25 protein-coding genes are annotated in these 22,593 nt (G+C 62.1%); 12 read left to right on the forward strand and 13 right to left on the reverse strand.

Translation table 11 applies throughout. The features are described from left to right. Nucleotides 1–110: 110 nt before the first annotated feature. From N5B55_RS25070 to N5B55_RS25120, 11 genes are all read right to left on the reverse strand, one after another. On the reverse strand, nt 111–902 hold the full coding sequence (locus N5B55_RS25070; protein ID WP_029674028.1) for a PRTRC system ThiF family protein: 792 nt from the start codon (nt 900–902) through the stop codon (nt 111–113). A 5-nt stretch (nt 903–907) separates the two neighbouring features. Next, complete coding sequence (locus tag N5B55_RS25075) at nt 908–1,549, reverse strand: PRTRC system protein A (protein ID WP_012435682.1); 642 nt, start codon at nt 1,547–1,549, stop codon at nt 908–910. Between the two features lies 1 nt (nt 1,550). Continuing rightward, nucleotides 1,551–2,273 carry a PRTRC system protein B gene (locus N5B55_RS25080; RefSeq protein ID WP_012435681.1) on the reverse strand — a complete coding sequence of 241 codons (723 nt, stop codon included), beginning with the start codon at nt 2,271–2,273 and terminating at the stop codon, nt 1,551–1,553. Nucleotides 2,274–2,281: 8 nt separating this feature from the next. Next, nucleotides 2,282–3,295 (reverse strand): PRTRC system protein F, encoded by a 1,014-nt coding sequence (locus N5B55_RS25085; protein WP_225694731.1) that lies wholly within the window; start codon nt 3,293–3,295, stop codon nt 2,282–2,284. An 11-nt stretch (nt 3,296–3,306) separates the two neighbouring features. Continuing rightward, nucleotides 3,307–3,525, reverse strand: coding sequence for a hypothetical protein (locus N5B55_RS25090; protein ID WP_012435679.1), 219 nt, complete (start codon nt 3,523–3,525; stop codon nt 3,307–3,309). Then, nucleotides 3,518–3,736: a PRTRC system protein C gene (locus tag N5B55_RS25095; protein ID WP_012435678.1), complete on the reverse strand. Its 219-nt coding sequence runs from the start codon at nt 3,734–3,736 to the stop codon at nt 3,518–3,520. Before N5B55_RS25095 ends, N5B55_RS25090 begins: the two co-directional genes overlap by 8 nt. A gap of 9 nt (nt 3,737–3,745) precedes the next feature. Continuing rightward, nucleotides 3,746–4,231, reverse strand: a complete 486-nt coding sequence (locus tag N5B55_RS25100; RefSeq protein ID WP_012435677.1) for a PRTRC system protein E — start codon at nt 4,229–4,231, stop codon at nt 3,746–3,748. Nucleotides 4,232–4,275: 44 nt separating this feature from the next. After that, complete coding sequence (locus tag N5B55_RS25105; RefSeq protein WP_012435676.1) at nt 4,276–5,940, reverse strand: PRTRC system ParB family protein; 1,665 nt, start codon at nt 5,938–5,940, stop codon at nt 4,276–4,278. A gap of 266 nt (nt 5,941–6,206) precedes the next feature. Further along, a complete protein-coding gene (locus tag N5B55_RS25110; RefSeq protein ID WP_012435675.1) occupies nt 6,207–7,139 on the reverse strand; it encodes an N-6 DNA methylase in 933 nt (310 codons plus the stop codon). Continuing rightward, nucleotides 7,136–7,510 (reverse strand): hypothetical protein, encoded by a 375-nt coding sequence (locus tag N5B55_RS25115; RefSeq protein ID WP_012435674.1) that lies wholly within the window; start codon nt 7,508–7,510, stop codon nt 7,136–7,138. Before N5B55_RS25115 ends, N5B55_RS25110 begins: the two co-directional genes overlap by 4 nt. 351 nt (nt 7,511–7,861) lie before the next feature. Further along, nucleotides 7,862–8,350 carry a hypothetical protein gene (locus tag N5B55_RS25120; RefSeq protein WP_012435671.1) on the reverse strand — a complete coding sequence of 163 codons (489 nt, stop codon included), beginning with the start codon at nt 8,348–8,350 and terminating at the stop codon, nt 7,862–7,864. A gap of 172 nt (nt 8,351–8,522) precedes the next feature. Here N5B55_RS25120 and N5B55_RS25125 point away from each other — a divergent pair, with 172 nt between their 5' ends. The 12 genes from N5B55_RS25125 (at nt 8,523) to N5B55_RS25180 (ending at nt 19,529) form a co-directional block, all read left to right on the forward strand. Beyond that, nucleotides 8,523–8,957: a hypothetical protein gene (locus tag N5B55_RS25125; RefSeq protein ID WP_012435670.1), complete on the forward strand. Its 435-nt coding sequence runs from the start codon at nt 8,523–8,525 to the stop codon at nt 8,955–8,957. 1 nt (nt 8,958) lies between these two features. After that, a complete protein-coding gene (locus tag N5B55_RS25130; protein WP_012435669.1) occupies nt 8,959–10,419 on the forward strand; it encodes a 3'-5' exonuclease in 1,461 nt (486 codons plus the stop codon). An 11-nt stretch (nt 10,420–10,430) separates the two neighbouring features. After that, entirely contained in the window at nt 10,431–11,651 is a 1,221-nt protein-coding gene (locus N5B55_RS25135) for a DUF1173 family protein (protein ID WP_012435668.1), read from the forward strand. Further along, the gene (locus N5B55_RS25140) at nt 11,651–13,018 is read left to right on the forward strand and encodes a hypothetical protein (RefSeq protein ID WP_012755744.1); all 1,368 of its coding nucleotides are present in this window, start codon (nt 11,651–11,653) and stop codon (nt 13,016–13,018) included. Before N5B55_RS25135 ends, N5B55_RS25140 begins: the two co-directional genes overlap by 1 nt. Before the next feature lie 39 nt (nt 13,019–13,057). Beyond that, nucleotides 13,058–13,828, forward strand: coding sequence for a hypothetical protein (locus N5B55_RS25145; RefSeq protein ID WP_012435666.1), 771 nt, complete (start codon nt 13,058–13,060; stop codon nt 13,826–13,828). Between the two features lie 179 nt (nt 13,829–14,007). Next, nucleotides 14,008–15,837: a hypothetical protein gene (locus tag N5B55_RS25150; protein ID WP_021197368.1), complete on the forward strand. Its 1,830-nt coding sequence runs from the start codon at nt 14,008–14,010 to the stop codon at nt 15,835–15,837. A gap of 38 nt (nt 15,838–15,875) precedes the next feature. Next, nucleotides 15,876–16,169 (forward strand): hypothetical protein, encoded by a 294-nt coding sequence (locus N5B55_RS25155; RefSeq protein ID WP_225694719.1) that lies wholly within the window; start codon nt 15,876–15,878, stop codon nt 16,167–16,169. After that, nucleotides 16,153–17,016: a hypothetical protein gene (locus tag N5B55_RS25160; RefSeq protein WP_012435663.1), complete on the forward strand. Its 864-nt coding sequence runs from the start codon at nt 16,153–16,155 to the stop codon at nt 17,014–17,016. Before N5B55_RS25155 ends, N5B55_RS25160 begins: the two co-directional genes overlap by 17 nt. Nucleotides 17,017–17,326: 310 nt before the next feature. Next, nucleotides 17,327–17,569 carry a hypothetical protein gene (locus N5B55_RS25165; RefSeq protein WP_012435662.1) on the forward strand — a complete coding sequence of 81 codons (243 nt, stop codon included), beginning with the start codon at nt 17,327–17,329 and terminating at the stop codon, nt 17,567–17,569. A gap of 80 nt (nt 17,570–17,649) precedes the next feature. After that, on the forward strand, nt 17,650–18,222 hold the full coding sequence (locus tag N5B55_RS25170) for a Lar family restriction alleviation protein (protein ID WP_021197366.1): 573 nt from the start codon (nt 17,650–17,652) through the stop codon (nt 18,220–18,222). 241 nt (nt 18,223–18,463) lie between these two features. After that, nucleotides 18,464–19,381 carry a DNA/RNA non-specific endonuclease gene (locus N5B55_RS25175; RefSeq protein ID WP_012435660.1) on the forward strand — a complete coding sequence of 306 codons (918 nt, stop codon included), beginning with the start codon at nt 18,464–18,466 and terminating at the stop codon, nt 19,379–19,381. 25 nt (nt 19,382–19,406) lie between these two features. Next, nucleotides 19,407–19,529, forward strand: a complete 123-nt coding sequence (locus N5B55_RS25180) for a hypothetical protein (protein ID WP_012435659.1) — start codon at nt 19,407–19,409, stop codon at nt 19,527–19,529. Between the two features lie 79 nt (nt 19,530–19,608). Here N5B55_RS25180 and N5B55_RS25185 read toward each other — a convergent pair whose 3' ends face one another. Together N5B55_RS25185 and N5B55_RS25190 are read right to left on the reverse strand one after the other, a co-directional pair. Further along, nucleotides 19,609–20,766, reverse strand: a complete 1,158-nt coding sequence (locus N5B55_RS25185) for a hypothetical protein (RefSeq protein WP_012435658.1) — start codon at nt 20,764–20,766, stop codon at nt 19,609–19,611. Nucleotides 20,767–20,775: 9 nt separating this feature from the next. Next, nucleotides 20,776–21,963, reverse strand: coding sequence for an integrase domain-containing protein (locus N5B55_RS25190; RefSeq protein ID WP_012435657.1), 1,188 nt, complete (start codon nt 21,961–21,963; stop codon nt 20,776–20,778). Nucleotides 21,964–22,593: the final 630 nt, after the last annotated feature.

The following is a 22,593-nucleotide window of genomic DNA, read 5'->3' on the forward strand; positions in this document are numbered from 1 at the left end:
TGCGCACTCCTAGGCAACCTCGCGCAGCGGCTGCAGCACAACATCCCGGTCGACTCTCAATGCCGCTCAGAAAGAAAAAAGGCCATCCTTCGGAGGATGGCCATGTTCAATCAAGCAGCAATTCGCGGCGGCTTCTGCGCCTTGCGCATACTCGGCACGTACCCGAATCGCGCCCATGCCTCCGGGTCTACCGGGAGCGGACTCGTGCGCCCCGCTTCGAGATTTACAAACACACCGCTGTACTGCAGCGTCCCGGTGCGGAACAATGTCCAAAGCAAATTGAAGGCTTGCACTGCAATCGCCTGGTTGATGACCAGCGACTGCTTGCGCAGCGCATCCTCCATCGAACAAGACGGCGCCGTGTCCTTTGCATCGCGCTTCGGATCAATCAGCTCAGGAAACAGGTCGCCGACGTGAGGTAGGCGATGTTCAGCCCGGCCGCGAACTTGGCCAAGGATGACTTGACCACGATCGGTCTCATTGCCGCAATCGAGATAGTAGCCGCCCGTGCCGCGTTGCATGGCCTTGAGGATGGCCTTTCGCGCCGCCCTCGTATCCACACATCCAACGACCAAATCACAGCAGAACCGATCATTGGCATTGATACGCTGCACTTCCGCCTGCCAGTTGGTGCCCATGAGCACATTCAACCGATTGACCAGAAGAGCAGCCTTGTGCCGACCGACATCCGCTGGATAGAAGCCCTGGCGGCCGACGTTGCTCTCACTGACCGTGTCATCGTCATAGACGACACAGTCGATACCACCGGGATGGCCAAGTTCGAGCATGGCGTGATGGAGCCGCGCCAGACTTGGGATAACCGCACTCCCCGTTCCGCCGGCGCCTACTACAGCAATGCGCCATGCCCGCTCTGTCATCGCGCGAGGGATGCTATGCGTCATTTTGGTCACACAACCTCCCGAATGCCGAACTTCTGCCTCCAGGCGGCCGGTATGTCGTGGACACGTTCGAAGATGCCCTTGACGCACAACCTTAACGCCATGGACGGGCGAATGCTTGCGCAGTTGCCCAGCACGAACGCAAATTTCACGTCGTGCCTGTCGTCCTGATTGTCGGTTCCCGAGAAGAAGGCTTCAAACGTGCCATGGGAATGGCAGTCCATGACCAAGTGCTCGTTTTCCTGCAGCACCGGCCGGTCGTAACGCAGATGTCCGGAGCCGTGATCCAAGATTGCGACAGGGACGAGCCGGAACTCGCACGAGACGCCATTCCAGACGATCCAAGCACCGGTTTCGTTCGGCATCGACGCACGCGCCATCTCGCCAAACTGGCCAACCAGTTCAGCTGGAAGTTGACCGCATGGCAACTCGGTCTCCTCATTGACAGTCCCGTAGGGGACGGCAGTTTCGACTTCGTAGCTTGCGATCTTGCGAACTACCCGCAGCCACGGGCGAACCACTTCGAGGAACACGCCGTTGGTTCCCACCAGCAGGCGTTCACCACTACCAGACAATGGTGTCAGGCTACCGAATTTCGGCACCATGATCGTCGGGAAAGACGCTTGCAGCGTCATGTCCATCGGATGCATTTCAACCTCCAACTTTGCCGGCGATGAGATCACCGAGCGATTTCTTCAACGGAATGAGCACTTCCTTCGGGTACTCGGCAAAGTTGCCATCGAGCATCTCCTTCCAGAAGGCGTACACACCTCTTTCGAACTTGACGCGTTGGGCGCCGCGGTTTGGATGCGTGAAGGCCGACGAGAAGAAGGCTTCTTCCCAACCGGCAATCGAAGCGACATCGATCTGCTTCGGAACCTGCGCAGAGCCGATGCAAATCCTTCCCACGTCCCACGTATTGAAGTACGGCGGCTCGTGCAGCATGGATTCCGGCGTCGGCCTGACGTCCTCCATCAAGGCAAACACGCTGAACCCGTCATTGGCCGCCTGGAACACCAAGCCCGGGTGCGGCACTACCGCACTGCGCGTACCCAATTCTTTGCATTGAAAGAACACCCGGCGAATCGCCGGCGGGCACCACCACGTTACGGCGCGCGTGCTCACGGACAGTACGTTCGGCGTCAGGAACTCGCCCTTCGGCAACGCTGACAAAGCAACCTGGGTCACAGCGTGAATGAGTGCTCGCCGATTGAGCGGAACACCCGGGCCGATTGCAGGCTTTCGAGTCCCCGCCTCGTGAGTGATGCGGTGTGCCGTCGAGTATGTGAACTGCCCCTCGGCCGGCCCATACAGCAAAATGGCCCCTTGCAGGGCCACGTCATGAGACCGACTGGCGGTCAAGATCTTGGCCATGGGGCCTCCTATCGTGAAATGATGGTCAGTAATTGGTCGAGAGCCTTTACGATCTCGAACATGCGCGACAGGTCCTCATACTGCTTGGGCACCTGTTGCGGGTCGCTCGCCAGCGGAATCAGCACCTGGTACATCGTCGCCTCTCCGCTATTGCTAATGCATTCGAAATGGTCATCCAGCAGTTCGCCGATCCACTCTTCGGAAAACACCGCAATGGAAGCGGCCGAATATGCAGGTTCGGCCCATTGCGAATGTTCGAAGAGCTTCGAGCCCTTGGCGCGCTGCAGTGCATCTTCCAGCTGCAGCATCGCGCGGCATACCCGCTGAATCCAGCGACTTGACGAACGCGCCAGCTCCAGCACCTCCGACCTCTTGAGAACGGACCGCCGAGGGCCTTTCCGGCCCTTGCGCTTGCCGCGCTCGGGGAACATTTCTTCCGGCGCCAGGACCGGACGAACATTGGAAGGCAGGTAGCGCTCGATGTCCTCACTGTCAGCCCCAAGGCGATCAGCAAGACTCTCCCTCGCGTTCTCGTCGGACACACCCTCATCCCAATCCCACCACCACCTGGCGAACATCTCCAGGAAGTAACTCGGTGTGCGCAAGAAGAGCGAGTTGCAGGACGCTTCGTTGATCAGCGCCATCACAGAGCACAAGAGCCCGGGGTGGGCGCGCTGCAGTGGGTGCATCCGTGCGCCAATCTCGAAGATCTGCTCATGAGGCAACTCGATCGCCAAGTACAACGGCGCCGAGAGGTCCGTCTCCCATCCAAACTGATCGACCTGATCGCGTGCTGCCGCCTGGTCGAGCAAAGCGAACCCAAACAGAAGCCGCTTGCACGTCGGTGTGCGTCGCCGCAGCCACGCGAACATCGCCTCTGCGAACATGTCACCAGCATTGCCGCTGGAGCGAGCGTCGCGCGGCGAGAGCGGACCAGCCTCGAAATGCGCCCGTATCAGACCGGTAAGGTCTCCCTCGTCGGTATGCCGAAGGCGTGCAATCGCTGGAACGCATTGTGAAATGGCCGGGAGTGTTAGAAAACCATCGGCAGCTCTATGTCCGGCAGGGGAATCGAATCGACATGCCGCCCCGCCGGTGAGGCTTTCACTGAAGCCTGATAAACCTTGGCAAGAATCGAACAACACGATTCCACCTCCTCATCATGTAGAAAAACCGCCCTATCGGGCGGTTTCTCAGTTCCATTGATGCTGACCGGATCGGCCAACGCATTCATCAGATCGCGCTTACGCATGGTTGCCCTTTGCGCCCGCGGCACGCACGAACTTGTACACAGCGTTTTCCCCCTTGTACTCCGGACCCTCCACGGCTGCCGTGGTGAGTTCGGGATACTGGGCGGTGTACATGTCGCGCACTTGGTCCGGAGTGAACTGCGTTCCCGGATCGGCAAGCGTCATGCCGTTGTAGGAAAACTCGCGCTTGACCGTGTTGATGGTGATAGCCATGGCTTCTCCTTAACCGAGCAGATCAGCGAGGGAGGTGCCAGACGATTTTTTGTCGCCTTGCGCATCTTTAGCTGACGAACTCGTGCTACCGGACGTCGTTTCAGTGACCTCAACATCGACCACACCATCGTCATCGTCGTCGTCCATGCCTTTCGACTTGGGCGCCGGCAACTTCGGATTGGCGCGATTGGATGTCGCGAGGGCCTTGGTCGCCTTGTTCGACTGAGCAGCGGTAGCCGCTTGAATCACCGCCTTCGTGGACTCGACCTGTTCGGCGAGACCCTGGCGGGCCTGCGTCACACCACCGATCGCATTGGCAAACTCAGCATCCAACTCCGCCGGCGTGGCCGTCAGAGCAATCGGCGCAACCAGGGCTGCGTCGTCCGGCTTGCTGACGGTCGGCGCGACGACCACGGTCATCTCGTCACCCTGCATTGAAAGGGTGATAACAACCTTGTCGCTCGCCTTCACGAGCGGCACCAGTTCTTGAAACATAGGGATTTCCTTGAAAATGAATGGGATGGGGAAGCGAGGCGTGGTCAGAACTTCAAGACCTTGGGCACCTTGCCCGTGTAGTCAAACCCGTCTACCTTGAGGAGGGCCTCAATGACTTCGAGCTTCGATTGGTTGAACAGCTTGGAAAAGCGATCGCCGAGCGCGTTGCGCATGCCCAGCTCGTCGGCGAGAGCCTTCAACTCCGATTTGGTCAGGAGTTCCAGAAAATCCTTGGATTTCTGAAGGTTCCAGTGCTTGGTCAGGTCGAGCGCGTGGTACTTGCAGAGCGACGTCAAGACAGGCACATCGATTCCTTCGATCGCGGCAAGCGCGAGCGAGATCGTCAGATTGAGCCGCTTGTCAGTAGCCAGGCCGGCCACAGAGATAAGGTTCTTCGAGAGATCGGTGGGAGAGCTGGTCTCGTCCGCGATCCGTTCAAAGAGCGTCCCCATCTTGTCGCTGGTGATGGTGCGTGCATGACCGGACAGCGAAAGTGCGAGGAGATAGTGGTTGGCCGTTGCTTCGTTGGCCGCCACCTCCCGGCGTAGCGCCTTGCGCCACACCCCTTGTCGGTAGGTCTTCACCTTGTCCGACTCGGCAATCGACGTGGCCGCGTGTTCGGCCTTTCCGCCCTTGTCCGCGCCCTCCTTGGCCGGCGCGGCTTTGGGGCCCTTAACAGTAGACGGCGCTTCAGCGCGCTCGGCCTTGATCCTCGCTGCAACCTTCTTGGCATTGCAGGACGGATCAAAACACTGACCACGGAAGACCTTGCCCAGGCTGTCCGGCAGACCACTCACCGCGGCGCCGAAATTCTGGCAGCCGTGACATGCTTTCGCCTGTTCGGCACCGACTCCCGTCGGTCCCTCCACCTGCAATTGCACGCGCGTGTGGTTGTCGCCAGCGCGGACGATACGGATAACCGGGTATTCGTCCTTCAGGCCGTACGAGATACCTTCCAGCTGCGTCTCGGTCTTGCCCTTGTAGCAGGTCGGGTTGGTACAGCTACCGGAGGAAATCGCCTCGGAAAACATCACCGACTGCAATTCCGAGTTGTGCGCGCATGTCGCACACTCGCTCTTGTCGAAGATCGCGTCCTTCAGGTTGCAGGCAGCTTGTTCGATGGCCTTCTTGAGGTCCGCCACCGTCTTTTTCTCTTGCAGAATGATCGGCAAGAACAGGTCCTGCTTTTCCTTCGTCAGGGTCGCAAGCAGCTCGGCATGCCCAAGCTGGATGGAACGCGTGTTCAGCGCGTCCAGCACCGCAGGACTGCAGTTCATTAGCGCCAGCCGGCGGTCGAGGGTCGATCGCGGCCAGCCGAGTTGGCGGGCAGCTTCATCGCGGTCACCTTTCAGGTCCCCAACGATGTCCGCGGCCGCAACGGCTTCTTCAGACGGCGCCATGTCGGCGCGCTGAACGTTCTCGATGAGCGCCAGCCGGCGCGCTTCCCCTTCCGTCATCTCACGGATGACAACGGGCATGTCGTAATCGTCACCGCAGGCAGCTTTCGCCCCACGGTACCGGCGCTCGCCAGCGACCAGTTCGTAGGTGCCGTCCTCAAGAGGGCGCACCAGTACAGGTTGAATTACGCCATCCTCACGGATGGACTCCGTGATCTCCGCCATTTTCGCGGGATCGAAGTACTTCCGGGGGTTCTTGCCCGGCCGGATTTGGCCGAGTTTGACGGTGACGCTCTGTTGGTTTTCTTGCATTTGTGGGTTCTCCAGGGATGGAAAAGGGGAACCCGTTGCCGCACCGGGAACAGGTTCCCGATGGGATGGAAAATGAAAGCGAGGGCCACCGAACCGCTGGCCCTCGGACAACCGCGAGACGCTGCGCGTCCTGCGATCAGGAGATCGATGCGTCAAAGACGCGGAGTGAGCTTTGAGAATACCGGAAACACGTCTGCGGTGCCAGACAGCGGATCCCCCTCCGCAGATGGGGACCCGCTCTTGCGCGAGGCCGGCCAGTGGCCAACCTAGAACAACGACAATTGCTCACGTTGCCGGGCAATTTCAGCGTGCTGTTGCGGCACCGCTTCAATGATGGCCGGCGCTTGCGGCGGTTCAATCGCCTCCAGAATCGACAGGACCGTACCCATTTCTGCGGGCACGAAATTGCGTTCGGAATCAACGGGCGGGGAGGTTTCCTGGCTACGCTCACGCGCAGCCAGTTTCCGGTTCCACCCGCCAAGCACGTGCGCTGGTGTGTACCAAACCTCGCGCTCCTCAAGCATCAATGAGTTGCCAAGGATGACAACCGCAGGGATATGGAGCAAGGCCAGCTGCACATACGTCATGTGTACGCACCGTGGATCGATATCGATGCACGTTGCATGCATGGCCGTCTGGTAGTTGTGGCCCGCCTGATGCATAGCCTCCGCCATTGCGATCACCATGCCACCAGCGCCGCAGGTTGGCTCCATCACGGTGATGAAGCCATGTTCCGCGACGTCCGGATCATGGTCATTGACCTGCATCGCAGCCATCATGCTGGATACCGAATAGGGCGTGAAAAACTGCCCCGCCCTATCGTTGCCCAGCTCAAGCAGCATGTAGGTGTGACCAAGCACATCGCCAAAGCCACCGGCGACTCTGACCGGCGCCGGCGACCCGGGAAGGACATCAGTCATCCGGCGCTCGTAAGTGAGCACGAGGTGGCCAAGCATCTTCGGGAACTGGTCCACTTCTTCTTTGGTGTACTTCTTGACGATCTCCATGTACCGAGCCTCTCGGCCGTCTCGCTGAGCGAGATCGACCGCATTGCTGAGGCTCAGTGCGGACATCTCAACGAAGTCGGAGAACACATCGCTTGCGCGGTGACGGTACCCGAAGGCCTTGATCAAATCGACCAAGGCCTTTTGGTGTTCGTCGGCGGTCTCCAGGTGCCGGCGTTGTGCTGCCCTGCTCATTGCAGAGCCCCAACTCGCACATTGAAGCGCTGGTTCAGCGATGCGCAAAAGGCATCCATGTCGGGGACCGCGCCAATAGCCAGAGCGGCTTTGATGTCGGCTTCAGCGACCCGGAGTTCCGATTCCACATCGATAGTCGATGCCACACTAGTCGAAGCATTGCTGCGCACAGTCTCCACAACAGCACGTGCAATTCGCACACAGAACAGCTCGAACTCGTGTGTTACCTCAGCTTCTTTCCTGATCCGCGTTGCACGCAACGATGGATCGAGGATTGGCAAGGCCTCCTGTTCGAAACGAGCCACCACCAGGTAGCTTTCGAAGGCTTTGAGCTGTGCTTCTTTGAAACGCTGAATAACGGCGTTGAACATGGAACGTCTCCAGAAAATGGACGAGAGACGTCCCTGCTGGGACGGCTCCCAGCGGGGAAGAAGATGGAACGACCTGACCGACCAGCGCTAACGAATCGGCGTGCGTAGGCACACCGCGACGTAGCGAAGTTCGCTCAGGTGTTCAAGGGAAAGACCGGCCGCAGAATGCGAACGATAGGCCGACACGTGCAGTGTCGGAGATGAAACCGGACCCTACAGCTGTGGGGGAAACAAGATGTAGGCCGCCCAGATGGCGGTCAAAATCGATGCGTCGTAGACGCGGCAAACCGTTTCAGAATATCGCAGTTGCTCTGCATTTTCCAGCAGCTGCGCGCACGCGCGCCCAGCCCGCTACCACCTTCCTGGCATCGGCCGCGTCATTGCAGCGCTCCGCAAGCGATTGACGACGGCCCAGCGATAGTGGTCCTTCTCCTCTGGTTCTTGCATCCCTGAGAAGTCTGGCATCAACCCCGCCAGCAGGCCCGGTGCGTCCTCACGAAGCACGCCGTCAGCGATGAGCTTGTTGCGTAGTAGCTTGGAGACGCTCCAGCCAATCTCCTTGAACGCCACATAGTCCCAACGAGCTGGAATGAGGTCCTCGCTGAACCACGCTTCGCCGCCGTGCCCAACAACCCCCACCACAGTGTGGTGTATGCCTTGCGAATCCGAATGCACGCGCGCCTCGAACCGCAGCACATGCGGCTCCGGGAACCAGAAGACGCGATCCAGCATGCGCGCGAAGGCCTGCGCCTCAATGCTGGCCAGTGCCTGGTCTTCAGCCTCCCCAAACTGGGAGCAGGGTTCGGCCTTTGGGCGGCCGCCTATTTCAACTTCTCGCATGTCGTGTGCTGTGGTGTGGGAATGCGGCGAAAGCCCACGCGAATATCGAGCTTTTGCTTGATTCGATCGTCGTTGCCCGCCCCAAAATCGTACCGGCCAGTTCGCTCAACCGGCGCCATTGACTTCGCAGCCATGCCGGTAACTTGGAACCATATCCCGATGGTTTTCCGACATGCGCTTCACACGTTATCTCCGTTACTACCCGATCGATTTTACCTCGCGCCGCGAGGCCGCTTTCGCTCGCAAGCAGGCCCGCGAGCGTGCGCGCTATCCCCTGTTTCCCGAGCACATAGCCGAGTCACAACGCACCGTCGCTGACGAAATCGCCCTGCGCCAGCGTCGTTCCGACAGTCTGGAGCTGCGTATGCGCGCGCTCCAGGCCAAACACTGGCGCAAAGGTCGCAGCATGTACTTCGCCCAACCGGCGGCCGTTCGTGCCCACATCCAGGAAGCGTGGCGAGCATGGCGTGGCCCCACCACTCCCAACAACTTCATCTATGTAGTTGAGCAGCAAACCGGCGAGGGCGAGCGCCGCCGTGCGGCGATCCGGGAGAGGGATGCGGCGTTTCGCGCGTCTCTCGTTGACACACAACTGACCCTCGCCTGACATGCAGCCTACCGAAGAGCAAACCGCTGTCGTTGATGCGTCCTTGGATGGCGAACCGTTGAAGGTTGACGCTCGTGCGGGCGCCGGCAAGACCTCCACCCTAGGCCTCGTCTCGACCGCCAAAGGGCGGGCTCGTGGTGTCTATTTGGCCTTCAATCGCCTCATTGCGGAGGAGGCCAAGCGCAAGTTCCCTTTGTCCGTGCGGTGCGGAACGGTCAACTCCCAGGCATACAGATCCGTATCGGCCGACATCACCCGGAAGCTCCGTAATCCGTTGGAGCCCAACTACCTCCTCGCAGAGCGATTCGGCCTACAGCCTATCAAGGTCCCGACAACGATCGGGAAGAACCTTGAACTGACCTCCGCCAAGCTTGGCCGGATGGTGCGAGACGGCTTGGCCAGGTTCTGTGGCTCTGCCAAGCCGACGCCGCTCGATTGGCACATCCCGGTCGATCCGCTGATCACCGAGCAAGCGGCTGAAGCGCTACGCCATGCGCTGCTGCCTTCGGTCGTCAAGCTCTGGGAGGAATCACAAAACCCCCAATCCCCGGGCGCTATCTCCCACGACGTGTACGTCAAGCTGTGGCAGTTGAGCCGGCCGACCATCCCTGCCGACTACATCCTATTCGATGAGTCGCAAGACGCAAACGGCCTGATGCTTTCGGTGCTTCGACGCCAATCGGCCCAGGTGATCTATGTCGGCGACCCGTACCAACAGATCTACGAGTGGCGCGGTGCCGTCAACGCGATGGACCACATCAAGGCGCAGAAGCGTGCGCTGACGCTGTCCTTCCGCTTTGGCGAGCCGATCGCTGCGCTGGCGACCCGCATCCTGCGCACGATGGACGAGGAAGTGCCCGTCAGGGGCCAGGCCAGCATTGCATCGCGTATCCACAAGGACATCTCGCCGAGCGAGCTGAAGGTCAACGCCGTGCTTTGCCGCAAGAATGCAACGGTGCTGTCCTATGTCGCCGATGGTCTCCAACGCGGCGAAAAGGTCGCGATCCGCGCCAATATCCGCGACATCATGGCCTTCCTGGACGGCGCCGAACGGCTGATGTGCGGCCAGCGGACCGACTATCCGACCGCGCTATCCCTGTTCGCCAACTGGTCGGAGGTGCAGGACTACGCCGACTCGTTTGCCGGGCGAGACCTGAAGCCGTTCGTCAAGCTGATCGACGATGAAGGCATCCCCTACGTCCGCCAGCTGCTTAGCACTGTCAGCCCAGAGTCCGAAGCCGATTACGTGGTCTCGACCATCCATCAGGTCAAGGGCCTTGAGTACGACTCGGTCCGCATTGCCGGCGACTTCAGGTTCAAGACGGACGACGACGGCAAGTACACGATGGACACGGAAGAGAAGCGCCTCCTCTATGTCGCACTCACGCGCGCCAAGCGCAACCTGGACATCACTGCCATCCAAGTTGACATGCACAGAATGTTCCGGGATGCCGGGGTGTAAAGGGGCACACCATGATCAAGATCCGGATCGGCCCGTCCGACTTCGACCTTGCTGAGGTGCTGGAGAACCCGGGCCGCTACACAACCCAGCTCGAGCGCGCCAAGCGAATTCAAGGGTTCGCCGAGTGCGGCTGCACAGAGCATGCCCCTCGGCCGAAGCTCGTCATCCGGCGCCTCCGGTCGGCGTTCATCCTGGCGCGCTGGCCAGATGCCAACTACAAGCATCGTCAGGGGTGCCCGTTTCAGGAACGCAAAGGCCACGCCACGGCGACGGCAAGAACCAAGGGCCCATTCCAAACCCGGAACGGCAAGCACCTCATTCAGCTTGATCTGTCCTTGGAGGTTACACAGCCCGGCACCGGCCAGCCTGGCCCGCGATCACCCCAGGCCTCCAGTGCGCCGCGAGCGCATCGCCGATCGGCACCTCTCCTCGCATTTCTCGAATACGCCTGGGAGGCGGCTGGATTGCACGCGTGGGCCGATCAGGGATACCGCGGTTGGAATGCATGCTGGTCCATGCTCAGTGCCGAGTTCGCCGACGCGAAAATCAACGGCCGCCCGGCAGCCGATGTGCTGCACATCATGCGCAGGTGGGACCCGGAACATAAGGCCGAGATCCTTGCCGAGTTCGATGCATTCGTCGCGCGGCTGACCACTGCTGGCACCACGACGCACCGGGGGCTGATCATCGGCGAGGTCGGCGAGTTCAAACCGAGCGCTCACGGCGGCATGCTGGTGCTGCGCCAAAGCCACCAGCGGTATTTCATGTCCAATGCGCTGTTTCAGAAGGTCTCACGCTCCTACGCGACTGCGCTGGCCGGTCTCGGCCGCAAGGATTTGCGGAGCGTGGCGGTCCTGGCCGTCGAGAAGACCGCCAATGGCTACTTGCACGTCGCCGACATGGCAGCCATGTTGACCAACTCGTCCTTCCTGCCATGCGACTCGTCGCACGAGGCAGTCATGGCCGACCACCTGATTCGCCTGCAGCGCAGGTTCGAGAAGCCACTGCGCCATGTGGGCGCCGCCGCAGTCCACCCGGACTTCGAGTTAAAGGATGTCGACCAGCGCACCGTTATCGAAGTGCTCGGCATGACCGGCAACCGCGAGTACGACCGGCGGATGCAGGAAAAGCGCGAGTACTACGCGACCAACGGTATCCGGTTGGTCGAATGGAACCCGAACAAACACCCCGTAGCGGACACCCGCCTCCCGCCGACACATCGAGACCGGTGATGAAGACTCCACTGAACCGCTCTGCCGATGGCGCACGCATGCAACCAGGCGCCCCGCTCAGCTCACTCAAGTCGCCGGCGATGACCGGTAACATCGTCAACAAGGAACCCCCCATGCAAGACACGCAATGCTTGGCAATTCGTGATTGGCTGTTTGACCAGCATGACAGGGTGACCGGCACCGCACGCCTGTTCCGTTACGTGGCCGTTGTTCCGAACGACAGCGATGTCAAAAGCGCGACGGTCCACTATGCATTGGCGCGCCCGGTTCCGATTACCGGCACGTTCGCTGCCGAGCCCGACGACATCGTGCGCGAGCTGCTGGCCCAATCGCCTTTCCGGTCCGCCGAATTGCACCTTGCAGAGCACGACGTGCTCAAGGACAGCTGGCCGGTCAAGTGGGGCCTGACTGCCAAGGACAGCCTCTCGAACTGGCCGGTGCTGGTGCTGAGCGAGCGGGACGACAAGAGCGTGTACGGGGTCGTCATGCGCTCGCCCAACCTCGAAAGCAATGCTCTTCGTTTTGCGTCGCTCTATTGCGACCCGGAAGAGGTAGGGCTGATCCTGGATCTCTTGATGCTCATGCAGCCCGACGATGCGTTCCTGGGCTGGTTCAAGGAGTCAGAGATTGCGGCAAGCGACCTCGAACAGGCGCTCGCGGCCACTCCGCAAACGGATGCAGGCCAAAAATTCGTTTTGCTGTATCGCACGGACGAATGGCTGTCCGGCATCTGGAATGCAGATCGGCCCATCGTCGAGCGCATCAACCTGACGAGCCTGGCTGATTTCCACGGCATTCCGGTCTCACTGGCCAAGAAGCGCCGGCGCGCTGACCTCGAGCAGGCCTGCGACAACCAGACGGTCACGGGTGACTATGACGCACTGGTGAAGGCACTCACAGCCGCCGGCGGCGAGATGCCCAGTCGTGGCAGCGACTACGAGGCTGACCCGGCCGTGCGCGTTCTATGCGATTGGTGGAACGGCGCGGCACCCGACGGCATGCGCCACGCCGGCGCGCTTCGCATCTACGTCTGGTCCGACGAGCGGCGCGTTTTCCTCCCAGGCGATCCCGAGGAGCCGGGCCTGCCGGCCGATGTGCTGGCGACTCAACCCACCTATGCACTGTTTCAGGAGCCCGGCAAACCCACCGTGGCAGTCGTCTTTTTGCGTGGGCGCGAGCACAACGTGGCGCTGCCCAACGGGTCGACCCAGATCCAGTTTGCCAACGGCAATCCCTGCTACGTAATTGCGCTTCCGATATCCGTGGCCAATGAGGCCTTCTACTCGGCTCAGGGGTTGCGCGCGGTGCGCCGCTTCATGGTGACACGCGTGCCAGCGCTGGCCGCCGGCGACCTGCAGGTGGCCTGAACGACTGACTCCCGGGCGTACACGACATCGGAGGATGGAATGGCAGAGCAATTGATCGACGCAGCGCAAAGCACGCTGGCCAAGGCGCTGTCGGCACTGAGCCGTCGTGCCGACCGGGTGCACTCACAGCTCTGTGCTGCGCAGCGTATTCGCACGGCCTATCTCGCCGCGCAGGTCGGCATATTGGTGCCGGCCGTCTCTCGGTCGGTTGTTCGTTCGCTTCAGGTCAGGCTCCCCGCATTCATGACCTCCGACGTCATCGCGGAATTCCACCGCGGGCGCAAATTCCTTGCGGTGTTTCCCCGCAAGCAAACCCGTGAGTCGCTGTCGATCCTCCAATACGCGCTTACGGCGTATCTCAGTCAGATCCGCTACCAGGAATTGAAGGAATTCGACGCTGAAATTGCCCACCTGCGGGCCTACCTCACTGACTTGGAACGCGCACGTGAGCAAGCGTCAGACCTTCTGCGGGTGCTCCAGGTGGTGCAGGATCGCGCCGCACCGGTTCCCTCCGAAGCGCAGCCGCTACTGGCTCGGATGGCTGGCGCTGGGGATCGACATTGCCGGCGCTCGAACGCCGGCACCGACGGTCGGCGCCGCGCGGCCAGTGCATTGGATGATCAAGACACGAACCTATGCGCGTTCGTGTTGGCAGAACTTCCCTCTCGTTTGGGGGAGCTTCTGACGCGCGACAAATCGGCGGCCTTCGACGCGTCGACCGAACGCCCTCGCGCTGGGCCGACCACTGGCTCGCCACGTTTGCCTGTTCCGGCACTCGACACGCTTGACGCGCAACTCGCGACGGCATGACCACCGAGCGGCTGGTGCCATCCCTTGACTTTGTACTGGGCTGGCTACGCTGATCTGAATCCATTGCCACCCGAGGCCAGCCGCCTCGCACACAATTGACGATGAACACCTCCGCATCCTCCAGCCCTGCAGTCGCATGCGGTCCCGATGGCCGCGCCCGCGCGAACGCCACGCTCACCATGGCGAAATGGATTCTGCTCAGCAGAGACCGCACCCTCGATCATGCTTGCGTCGAATGCGTGCCAGATGGCGCACTCGTTGTGCCAGGCTTTCGTTGCGGCTACCACTCCGCGCTGAATGCGGTGACCGCCGTAGATGATGCTGACCGACAGGAACCAGCGTACGCGCCGGTGCAAGCGGTGGTCGACCAGTTTGTGTCCGGATACCAGCTACACGGCACGCTGGGGTCCCATGTCCCGACTCCACGGGAACGCGGGCTGATTGCCAACGCAATCGCTGGCCTGCTCGCCGACACGGTCTTCCTTCGAGAGTTCGACAAATGGCGGCGTGCCGACGCCCCGCAAGCCAGCATGCCACCCGCGGCAGCAGTTCCCGCGGACTGTGCCGGTGCCGGTGAACCCTCCACCCTTCGCAACATGTTGGCCGCCATCAGGGTCGTCGGCCAGATTGACGGCCACGATGTGATACGTCGCCTGTCCATGCTGGACCTTGTGGACCGCGAGAGGCGCGCAGCCGAGGAAGAGGCGCCAGCTGGCGCCATCGCCTTGTCCGATGCGCATGCGAAAGGCGTCATGGACGCGCTGCGCGGCGTTCACGAGCTGTTTGTCCATGAGGACGGTTGCGGTGCCTTGCCTCCTGACAGCCCATTTCAGAATGGGGACCAGCCGTTCGGCCGGACCTCAAGAAAACCACAGCGAACAAGCGCAATGCTGAGCGAAAAACATCACAACCCGCATAGGAGCGGCACGGAAGCCTATCTTGCAACCGAGCACCACAACGAAGGCTGGAACGGAGCATTGGCCGCCGTCCGCAAAGTCCTGGGCAGTAGTCTGGCGGCGGCGATCCACTACCCGGGCTGCTGGGACACAGCGGCATATCCGACGATCGAAAGCGCACTGGCCGAGATGGGCGAGGAGTTTCAGTGCACGAACGATGATTGCCCCCACCACTCCGACCTACAGCAGGGCGAGCCGAGGGCGTTCGACGTGGCTGTGAGCGGATACAAAGTATTGCTGGTACGCACGCGCAGTGAAGCAGACGACACCGCGAAGCATTTCCGAGGCCGTGGCTGTGAAGTCGAGGTGTACCCCTTGTACGGTGGCCAGCGGTTCCATACCTTGAAGGCCACCGACTTCTACGAGCTTGATCCGGACCGCAACGGCGAGCCCGGTACCGAGCCGGCACGCAACGTCACGCACCTAATGCCGGAGCCGTGGCCACCGGCGTTGAGTGGCGCCCCTGTCGTTCCGGCGACGCTGGAGGTTGACAATGCCGCGCTGGCTGCCGAGATCGACTGGTGTCTCGACGAAGGCCATTGCGGACCCCGCACCCGCGCTGTGCTGCAGCGAATCCGCGATCATCAAACTGCGGGCATTACACCGGCGCGGCGCCCCATGCTGCTCATCACCCTCCGCCAGGCCGAGAGCCTGCAGCAGTTCTTCGGTGGTCACGACGCAGAGGTCGCCGTTGTGCCCTACAAGGACGGACTGCTCGCCTGGGACGTCGAGTGCCCCGGCGAGGGCTCTCAGTGGCTGGGGCCAACGGCGGTGGATGACGAGCTGGCCGACAAGGGCCGGCCGGACACGTCACGGCCCGCGATCTGGAAAACGACGCATCCCGCTGTGTGCGTGCCCATCACCGACAGCAAGGCGATCGCCGACGACTGGAAGGAGCATGGCTACGACGTGGTCGAGTTCTACCCAGGACCCCAGGAGCTGCGATTGTGCGCTGACGGAGTCGGCACGGCCAACGCTGACGCCGATGGCCACACAGTTTTGCGCGATACGCCCGGTGCTGCGTCGATTGACGCAGACGAGGGCCCACGCTGATGTGGGGGTTCCATATACACCTGGACATCGAGGGCTTCGTGCGGAGCAGCACGTACCCGGACGACTACATTGGCCTCTTCCGTGATGCCACCGGGCGCTCGCTCACGCCAGCCGAGGCGCGCACCAAGCTGACGATCGACAAGGCAAGGGGCCACAAGGTACTCCCGATGAGCAAGGAATGCGGCGCCGCGCTGTGCCCACACGCAACCGATGGTTGCTCCGGCTTCGACTATTCGGGCGGTGGGTGTCCAGGCTACCAACGAGGCAATGGCAAGGCCGCTCCACACAGCACAGCAACGACGACGGAGGTCAACGATGCAGCAGACGAATGAGAACGCTTCCCCGGCAACAACTCAACACGAAGCCATGACGCTGCTTGCCGACCTCGTTCTTTCAGTGCAATGGTGGGCGGGCCAGGAAGACGGCATTCCGGATACCGTCCGCCCCGCCTTTGACCGGGCTCAGAAGGCTCTTGGCTGGCCACAAGGGGAATCGACCACCACGCCGGCGGCAACGGCAATGCCCGAGGCGCCATGTGCGAGTTGCCACGGCTTCGGTAGCGAGCTGACGGTGTACAAAGGCAAGGTTCCCTGCCGGGCATGCCAGAAATCCAACAATGCCGCGCCATGGCTACCTCCCGGCTGGGAAATCAGTGTGGCCGATGACGACGGCTCCACCTGGGTGACACTGCGCCGCTGCACTTCGGATCGCAAGGTGCTCGCCCAGTCGGTCTACGCGCACAAGCGGGGATCTCTGGATTCGCATGTTTGGCATGCACTGCGCCATTCTCTCGACATCACGCGCCCTCAGATCGCAGAGCTCGACCACTGGCGAGCCCGGGCACTGAATGCAGAGCAACTGCTCAACAGCCCCGAGCTGCATGACTTTGCCCGCGGGGTCGTGCAAGAAGCCGCCCACCAGCGCCAGCGTTGGGGAACTGCCAAGGACGCCGACAAGTCGCCAGCGGACTGGGTCTTTCTCGTTGGCCACCTCGAAACCCGCTCCATGATGTACCTGCAGGCCGGCAACGTTGACAAGGCGCTGCATCACACGATCACGACCGCTGCGGCACTCGCCAACTGGCACACGAACATTTCCGGAGCGGATAGCAGCATGTGGCCCAGCCTTCCCGGCCAGCCACATGCCAGCGCCCCGGTGGGCGGCGGCGGCCATGCGTGAGCACGTCAACCTCCGCAGCATCTTCAGTGGTCGCAGCCCGACGACCGGCCTTCCCTTCGCCGAACGCCACAGGTAGAGCGGTAGCGCCTGGGGCAAAGCAGCCTGCGAGCTTCGCTGCCGGATGCTCGACCAGTTGCTCAAACCCGCGGCGCCGTCCACGTCGCCTCGCTGACTTGATCCCGCACAACAGCAACAATCGGCACGCACAATGAACATACATTCTGGTGCCGCCCAGCTATTCTCCGCATTATCTCCAGCCATTCCTCAAAAGCGCAGTGAGGAAGTTGGCCTTTACCAAATAACGTAGTACATGCCCCCAGCAGATCTCTCCTCCGAATTTCCCCACCCTGAAACGATCATCGCCGTGCGCGGCGCCCTGTCCATCGGCCTCCAGCAGGGGCCAGACAGCCCAGGAGGCCACTGGCTGCACGAGTTCTGGGCGTTCGGCCGCGCCCGCGCCGAGGCTGAAGCCATCATCCAAGGCTTCATGGAAAGCGCCGCCATCAGGATTTTGGCGACGTCTCACGCATATTTTGGAGCCGCTGCAACATAAACCCGTCTGCAGTGGTGGTTCAACAAACTCGGCGACAGGCATAATCCGGACTTAAAATCCAATCATCGAGACCCAACGGTATGTTTGACGATCTGATCGGCTGTGGTCACTGCGGCGGACGGGCCAGGTTCTTCGCTGGCCGAAAGGAGGCCGTCATTGTGTGTACACAGTGCGGCATTGGCACGCCGCCCGTGCAAATCGGAACCTCCAAAGAAGCGGCCTACGACGAGCTGGCTTTGATCTGGAACCGACGCGTCGAGTATCGCCCAACCGATCAACACGAGCTGGCCTCGATCGCGCGTCGCCAATTGACGCCGGTGGACATCCCAATGCTGCTGGACGCGATCGCCCGCAATGCCATGGATTGGGAAACCCGCGGACCGATATTCGCGGCAATGGCCGCCCAGCTCAGCAGGCCCGCTTCCCCCGCCGCCGCGGAAGTACCAATGGCCACCGTCCTTGAAGACGCCGGCCGGTATCGCAAGCTCGTGCGATTGGCCAAGGTCATCTACGTCGATGGCCGTCCCTGGATCCGCTTCGAACCACTCGACGCGTTCGACGCCGAACTGGTTGAAGGCGAAGAAAATGCCTTCGCGCGCATGGACGTATTCGTCGCGCGTGCGGTGGATGCCCTGGAGCCTCAGCTCGACTAGCGCCCCTCGCCACCATGATCGCGCGATCGGCGAGGCGCTGACCTTCCAACTGACGATGGCGTCGACGCGCGGTAGATGACCGTGCGGTAACGGCCATGCTTTGGCCGGCCGGATCTCGTTCCGTGCCCAGCACTCCCAAACCCTTCACGCAAATCGGCCCGCAGAAGCTCTCGCTTTCGGGTACTTGACATTGCCCGTTACAAGGCACGATGGATCTAGGTCAACCCGGATCCCAACTGCCGTGCTCAAAAAAACCCTGCTCTTCGTTGCCCTCTCTGCATTCCTCCAGGTCGCCGGCGCCTCTCCCGATCACTGCGGCGCATCGGTCGCGGACGGCGCGCAACCGAAGGTGCTGTCCAGCAAGCACGCTGGCGCCAGCCACCTGCTCTGCTACCGCGCCTACGCGGTGCTCGTGTCCTCGGCGACCCGGACACCGCTGTGGTCAGCCGAACACCTGACCGCGCAGGCGGTGAACCAGGCGCGTGAGCTGCCGCGCGAAAGCGATTTCTTCGAAGAGACGTCTTTGCCGGCAACCGCCCGCGCCACCCTGCAGGACTACCACGGTAGCTCGCACGTCCAGATTGACCGTGGCCACATGTCGCCAAGCGGGGACTTCGGCGACCTGGCATCGCAACAGGAAAGTTTCAGCTTGGCCAACGTCGTCCCGCAGAACTCGGTCAGCAACCGCCGCATGTGGAGCCACCTGGAGACGTCGACCCGCCGCCTGGTACGGCAGACCGGCGAAGCCTACGTGGTGACCGGCCCAGCATTCACGGACGGCAAGGCCCGTTACCTCAACGAACATGTACGGGTACCCGACTATCTGTGGAAAGCGATCTACGTCCCGGGCGTCGGCGCAGCAGCCTACATCGCACCCAACGATGCCACGCCGAAATATGCGGTGGTCAGCATCGCCAAACTCGCACAATTCACCGGCGTCGACCCGTTCCCCCGGCTGCCGGCCGCGACGCGCGATCAGGCGATGGAGTTGCCGCCGCCCACCCCGCATCCGCACGAGAAGGCTGGTCGGCAGACCACCCTCAACGATCTCTTGAGCCGCGCGCCGGCAGCGGAGGTGGAAGATGTCGGACCGACTGCCGTGGCCCGCGTTCCCAACGTATGGCGGCTGGCCCGCGCAATCAGCGCCGCCGTTCGCTAAGATGGAATCTAAATGGAGGCATCCCATGAAAGCCCAACAACCGTACGGATCTCCCCAAACCCTGGGCCGTCGTGTCAGCTTCTGGCTGATCGCTGTGGCCGTCGCGCTGTACCTTTCCTACATCGCCGGGACCAGCCCGCCGTTCTAACCCGCCGACCAATCCCGCAAAAGCCGCCACACCGTTGGCGGCTTTTGCGTTATTTGTCCTGAACGCGTCTAGCGCGCGATCAGTTCTTCGTTGGGTCGGCCGCGCCCGATGAGCACGAACGCCCAAGCATTCCGCAAACCCGGGCGAGCAGCTCTGCGAGTCGCGATCGCACAACCGGGGCCGGGCCGGCACCGGCACCGGCACCGGCATGTGCGTCCATAGCAGCTCTGGCCGAGATCTTGTAGGCGAGTATCTCGCCCGACGTGATCAACCGCTGAGCCTCTCGGTCAGCCTCTTCGGCGCACTCGATGTACCGGAGCTCTCCTGCAGCCCATTCCACTCTCACTTCGTCGCGCTCCCAGCAATTGCCGTGCACCCGACGATGAAAGCGCACCCAAGGGAGGTCGACGTAACCAAGATGCCCATACAGGCGCCGCCACGCAGGTGCGCTGCCCGGCCAACACGCATCGAGTGGCCAGTGCCAGAAGAACTCGGGGTCGCCAAGTTCTGGCCGGTACATCCAGACGTGTGGCGCGTGGCTGAACCGCCCTTCCTTCCACCATTGCTTCAGCAGATCCCACCCGGCACGATTCGTCGGCACACTGAAGTTGAGAGACCACTCCGGCGTAGGCGCCTCCTCGAATGGAATCCCATCTTGGGACGCGCCGTGGATCTGACAGTGGCAGCACCCCGCTGCGGCAAGTGCGTCCCGCATACGCACAACTTCGGCCCCACTGGGGCTGATGCTCCTGCGCTCACCATCCGATGTCCGCAGGCCCCAGCCAATGCTGACAGTCACCCCCTCTAACGAGAGGGAGAGCGGTAGCCGGCCGCCGTCCATCACCGTCCGAATTGCCTGGAGGATGTCCACCCCGAGTTTCGCGGCGTGCGCCCGCCGAAGCCGATCCTCCTCGATCTCGCGAAGCCGCCGAGCTTGGTTGGCCGTGACTTCCGCTGGGCTCAGCGGCCACCGCAGGAAGCGGAGCGCTGCGCGCCATTGCGGCGAGATAGCAGCCCCACGAGCCAGCAGCAAATCGCGGGCCTGCTCGATCAGGTCTTGAGCGTGATCGATGGCCACGTCCGTCAACAGGTCGGTGCCGTCAGTCTCCGCGGTCGCGTTTGGCAGGTTCTCTCGGATGAGTGTGTACAGTTCTTCGTCTGTGCACGCCCGCAGCTCTGGCTCTGGAAACAGGTAGGTATCCCAATCGCCATCGGCCATTGCGTCATCTTCAGTCATCGCACGACCTCATCCCGTGAAGTGCCGATGGCCGGCCGCAGTACCCGCCTCGGCGGGCTTGGCAAGCAGGCGATACAGTGCGGGGCGCGAAATGCCCAGGGCCTCTGCCGCCTTCAGCTTGACCCCATTGGCCGCGGCAACCGCCGCGACGGCCATCTCACGTGTGACGACGGGCCGGCTCCGGGCTGCGATCGCGGAATGCGTCGACAGGTAGGCGTTGGCCTTCTCCTTGCGGCTGTGGCCGGCGGCTTCCACCACCCGCGTCATGGCGTCCTTGTGCGCTTCACGGTCGAGAACGCGTGCGCCCCCCTTGATGGCCGCTTGCTCACCGGTCAGCCGTTGGTACATCTGCTGCAGGAACTGGTGTCGTAGACCGTGGGCGGTGACACCGTCGCCGCGCTTGGTCACGGCGTGCTTTTCCAGCACGGTATAGAAGCGCCTGCGCCACTGCACCTGCGTATAGGTCGCCGGGATCAGGGAGCCCCGTTCGGGATTCGTGCACGCGGCCAACTCAGCCGCCTCCGCAAGCAGGTCGTACTGCCAATCGAACTCGATCAGCACCTGTCGCGGCCGGCCTCCCTTGGTGCCGTCCTGCACGTGCAGATAGCCCGATGGAAGTAGGTCGCGCGCTGGGCGCAGTCGCCAGCTTTCCTTCGCGCGCAACCCGAACGCTGCCTCAAGCTTCAGTTGAATTGCGACGTGGGCATCCGTCTGGGCGATCTCCTCGATCTTGGCTAGCGCGTCGATGTTGTTGCCGTCCCAAGAACGGTCGGTCTCGGCGGCGTAGCTGCGCGTGTAGCCTGCCGGCCTCTCCACGTAGTCATCGATGCCGCCCACCATGTTGGTCTTGCCCATCCACGAGCACAGCGCGCGCAGGTGTGAGAGGCGCAGTTCAACGCTGCCCACCGCGAGGTTTCGTTCTGTCACCCAACGCTGCACCAACCATCGCAGGTGCTTCTCCGCCAGGTTGTAGGGCGACATGATGGTGAAGCCGCCCTCACGCAGCTCCACTGCGAGACTGAGCAACATCTGCGCGCGCTGTTTCTGCGAGATCGACGACAGCGCGCGACCGCTGACGCGGGTCTGGCTGTGCGGCTTGTGCAGGTTCTCGCCCGCCAAGACCGCGAATTCCGACTTGAACCGTTCCGGCAGCGAGTAGTTCGCCAGGATCGGCTTGAGATTGATGCGCGTCTGCACCGTGACTCCGAGTATTGGTTGCGCAGCGCGCACGTCCTCGACGCAGGTTTCCCCGCCGGCAACCGCGCCGCACTCACGGAATCCGCACCCCCGTGCTGGCTTCCCCTTTACCCGACCCACCACGGTCGGCTGCCGGTTCCCCCGGCCAGGCCCAACTTCCCCGCCTTTAGCGATTCCAATCGATCAGCCCGACGCATGGAAGCAATGCGTTCTGACTGTCCGTCCTGCAGCGAGCCTGCGCTTGCGCGCTGACTCACCGCTTCGCGGCCTACACACCGGCCGGCATCTTGCGACGCCTTCCTGCCGACACGAGCAAGGCACGCGACTCCGCGGCCTTCACTCGCCCACAGGCTTTTGCCCTGGTGTGAGATTCTCCTTGCGCATTTCTGGTGCCGGCTGCGCCTACCGGTCGTCACGTTCAGATACGTGCGGTCACCCTTGCTCGGGTCGCTCTCGTATCCCACCCACAAGCCGAACCATCTCCGCCGCTGTGTATCGGGCCTTGTGATTCGTGCCCAGCCCTCTGGCTGAACGGGTGCGTCTTATCGCGTTCCATCCACAAACACTGTTCGGTGTTCGGCTTCGGATTTGTACGCACTGCGGTCTAGCTTCACAGCCAGCGCGCTGATC

This window comes from Ralstonia pickettii (assembly GCF_030582395.1).
Classification (GTDB): domain Bacteria; phylum Pseudomonadota; class Gammaproteobacteria; order Burkholderiales; family Burkholderiaceae; genus Ralstonia; species Ralstonia pickettii_D.

What these genes read in the sequence shown, in the direction of transcription:
- N5B55_RS25070 (WP_029674028.1), bottom strand. Translation starts at nt 902, where the DNA reads ATGACGCATAGCATCCCTCGCGCGATGACAGAGCGGGCATGGCGCATT.
- N5B55_RS25075 (WP_012435682.1), bottom strand. Translation starts at nt 1,549, where the DNA reads ATGCATCCGATGGACATGACGCTGCAAGCGTCTTTCCCGACGATCATG.
- N5B55_RS25080 (WP_012435681.1), bottom strand. Translation starts at nt 2,273, where the DNA reads ATGGCCAAGATCTTGACCGCCAGTCGGTCTCATGACGTGGCCCTGCAA.
- N5B55_RS25090 (WP_012435679.1), bottom strand. Translation starts at nt 3,525, where the DNA reads ATGCGTAAGCGCGATCTGATGAATGCGTTGGCCGATCCGGTCAGCATC.
- N5B55_RS25095 (WP_012435678.1), bottom strand. Translation starts at nt 3,736, where the DNA reads ATGGCTATCACCATCAACACGGTCAAGCGCGAGTTTTCCTACAACGGC.
- N5B55_RS25100 (WP_012435677.1), bottom strand. Translation starts at nt 4,231, where the DNA reads ATGTTTCAAGAACTGGTGCCGCTCGTGAAGGCGAGCGACAAGGTTGTT.
- N5B55_RS25105 (WP_012435676.1), bottom strand. Translation starts at nt 5,940, where the DNA reads ATGCAAGAAAACCAACAGAGCGTCACCGTCAAACTCGGCCAAATCCGG.
- N5B55_RS25110 (WP_012435675.1), bottom strand. Translation starts at nt 7,139, where the DNA reads ATGAGCAGGGCAGCACAACGCCGGCACCTGGAGACCGCCGACGAACAC.
- N5B55_RS25115 (WP_012435674.1), bottom strand. Translation starts at nt 7,510, where the DNA reads ATGTTCAACGCCGTTATTCAGCGTTTCAAAGAAGCACAGCTCAAAGCC.
- N5B55_RS25120 (WP_012435671.1), bottom strand. Translation starts at nt 8,350, where the DNA reads ATGCGAGAAGTTGAAATAGGCGGCCGCCCAAAGGCCGAACCCTGCTCC.
- N5B55_RS25125 (WP_012435670.1), top strand. Translation starts at nt 8,523, where the DNA reads ATGCGCTTCACACGTTATCTCCGTTACTACCCGATCGATTTTACCTCG.
- N5B55_RS25130 (WP_012435669.1), top strand. Translation starts at nt 8,959, where the DNA reads ATGCAGCCTACCGAAGAGCAAACCGCTGTCGTTGATGCGTCCTTGGAT.
- N5B55_RS25135 (WP_012435668.1), top strand. Translation starts at nt 10,431, where the DNA reads ATGATCAAGATCCGGATCGGCCCGTCCGACTTCGACCTTGCTGAGGTG.
- N5B55_RS25140 (WP_012755744.1), top strand. Translation starts at nt 11,651, where the DNA reads ATGAAGACTCCACTGAACCGCTCTGCCGATGGCGCACGCATGCAACCA.
- N5B55_RS25145 (WP_012435666.1), top strand. Translation starts at nt 13,058, where the DNA reads ATGGCAGAGCAATTGATCGACGCAGCGCAAAGCACGCTGGCCAAGGCG.
- N5B55_RS25150 (WP_021197368.1), top strand. Translation starts at nt 14,008, where the DNA reads ATGGCGAAATGGATTCTGCTCAGCAGAGACCGCACCCTCGATCATGCT.
- N5B55_RS25160 (WP_012435663.1), top strand. Translation starts at nt 16,153, where the DNA reads ATGCAGCAGACGAATGAGAACGCTTCCCCGGCAACAACTCAACACGAA.
- N5B55_RS25165 (WP_012435662.1), top strand. Translation starts at nt 17,327, where the DNA reads ATGCCCCCAGCAGATCTCTCCTCCGAATTTCCCCACCCTGAAACGATC.
- N5B55_RS25170 (WP_021197366.1), top strand. Translation starts at nt 17,650, where the DNA reads ATGTTTGACGATCTGATCGGCTGTGGTCACTGCGGCGGACGGGCCAGG.
- N5B55_RS25180 (WP_012435659.1), top strand. Translation starts at nt 19,407, where the DNA reads ATGAAAGCCCAACAACCGTACGGATCTCCCCAAACCCTGGGCCGTCGT.
- N5B55_RS25185 (WP_012435658.1), bottom strand. Translation starts at nt 20,766, where the DNA reads ATGACTGAAGATGACGCAATGGCCGATGGCGATTGGGATACCTACCTG.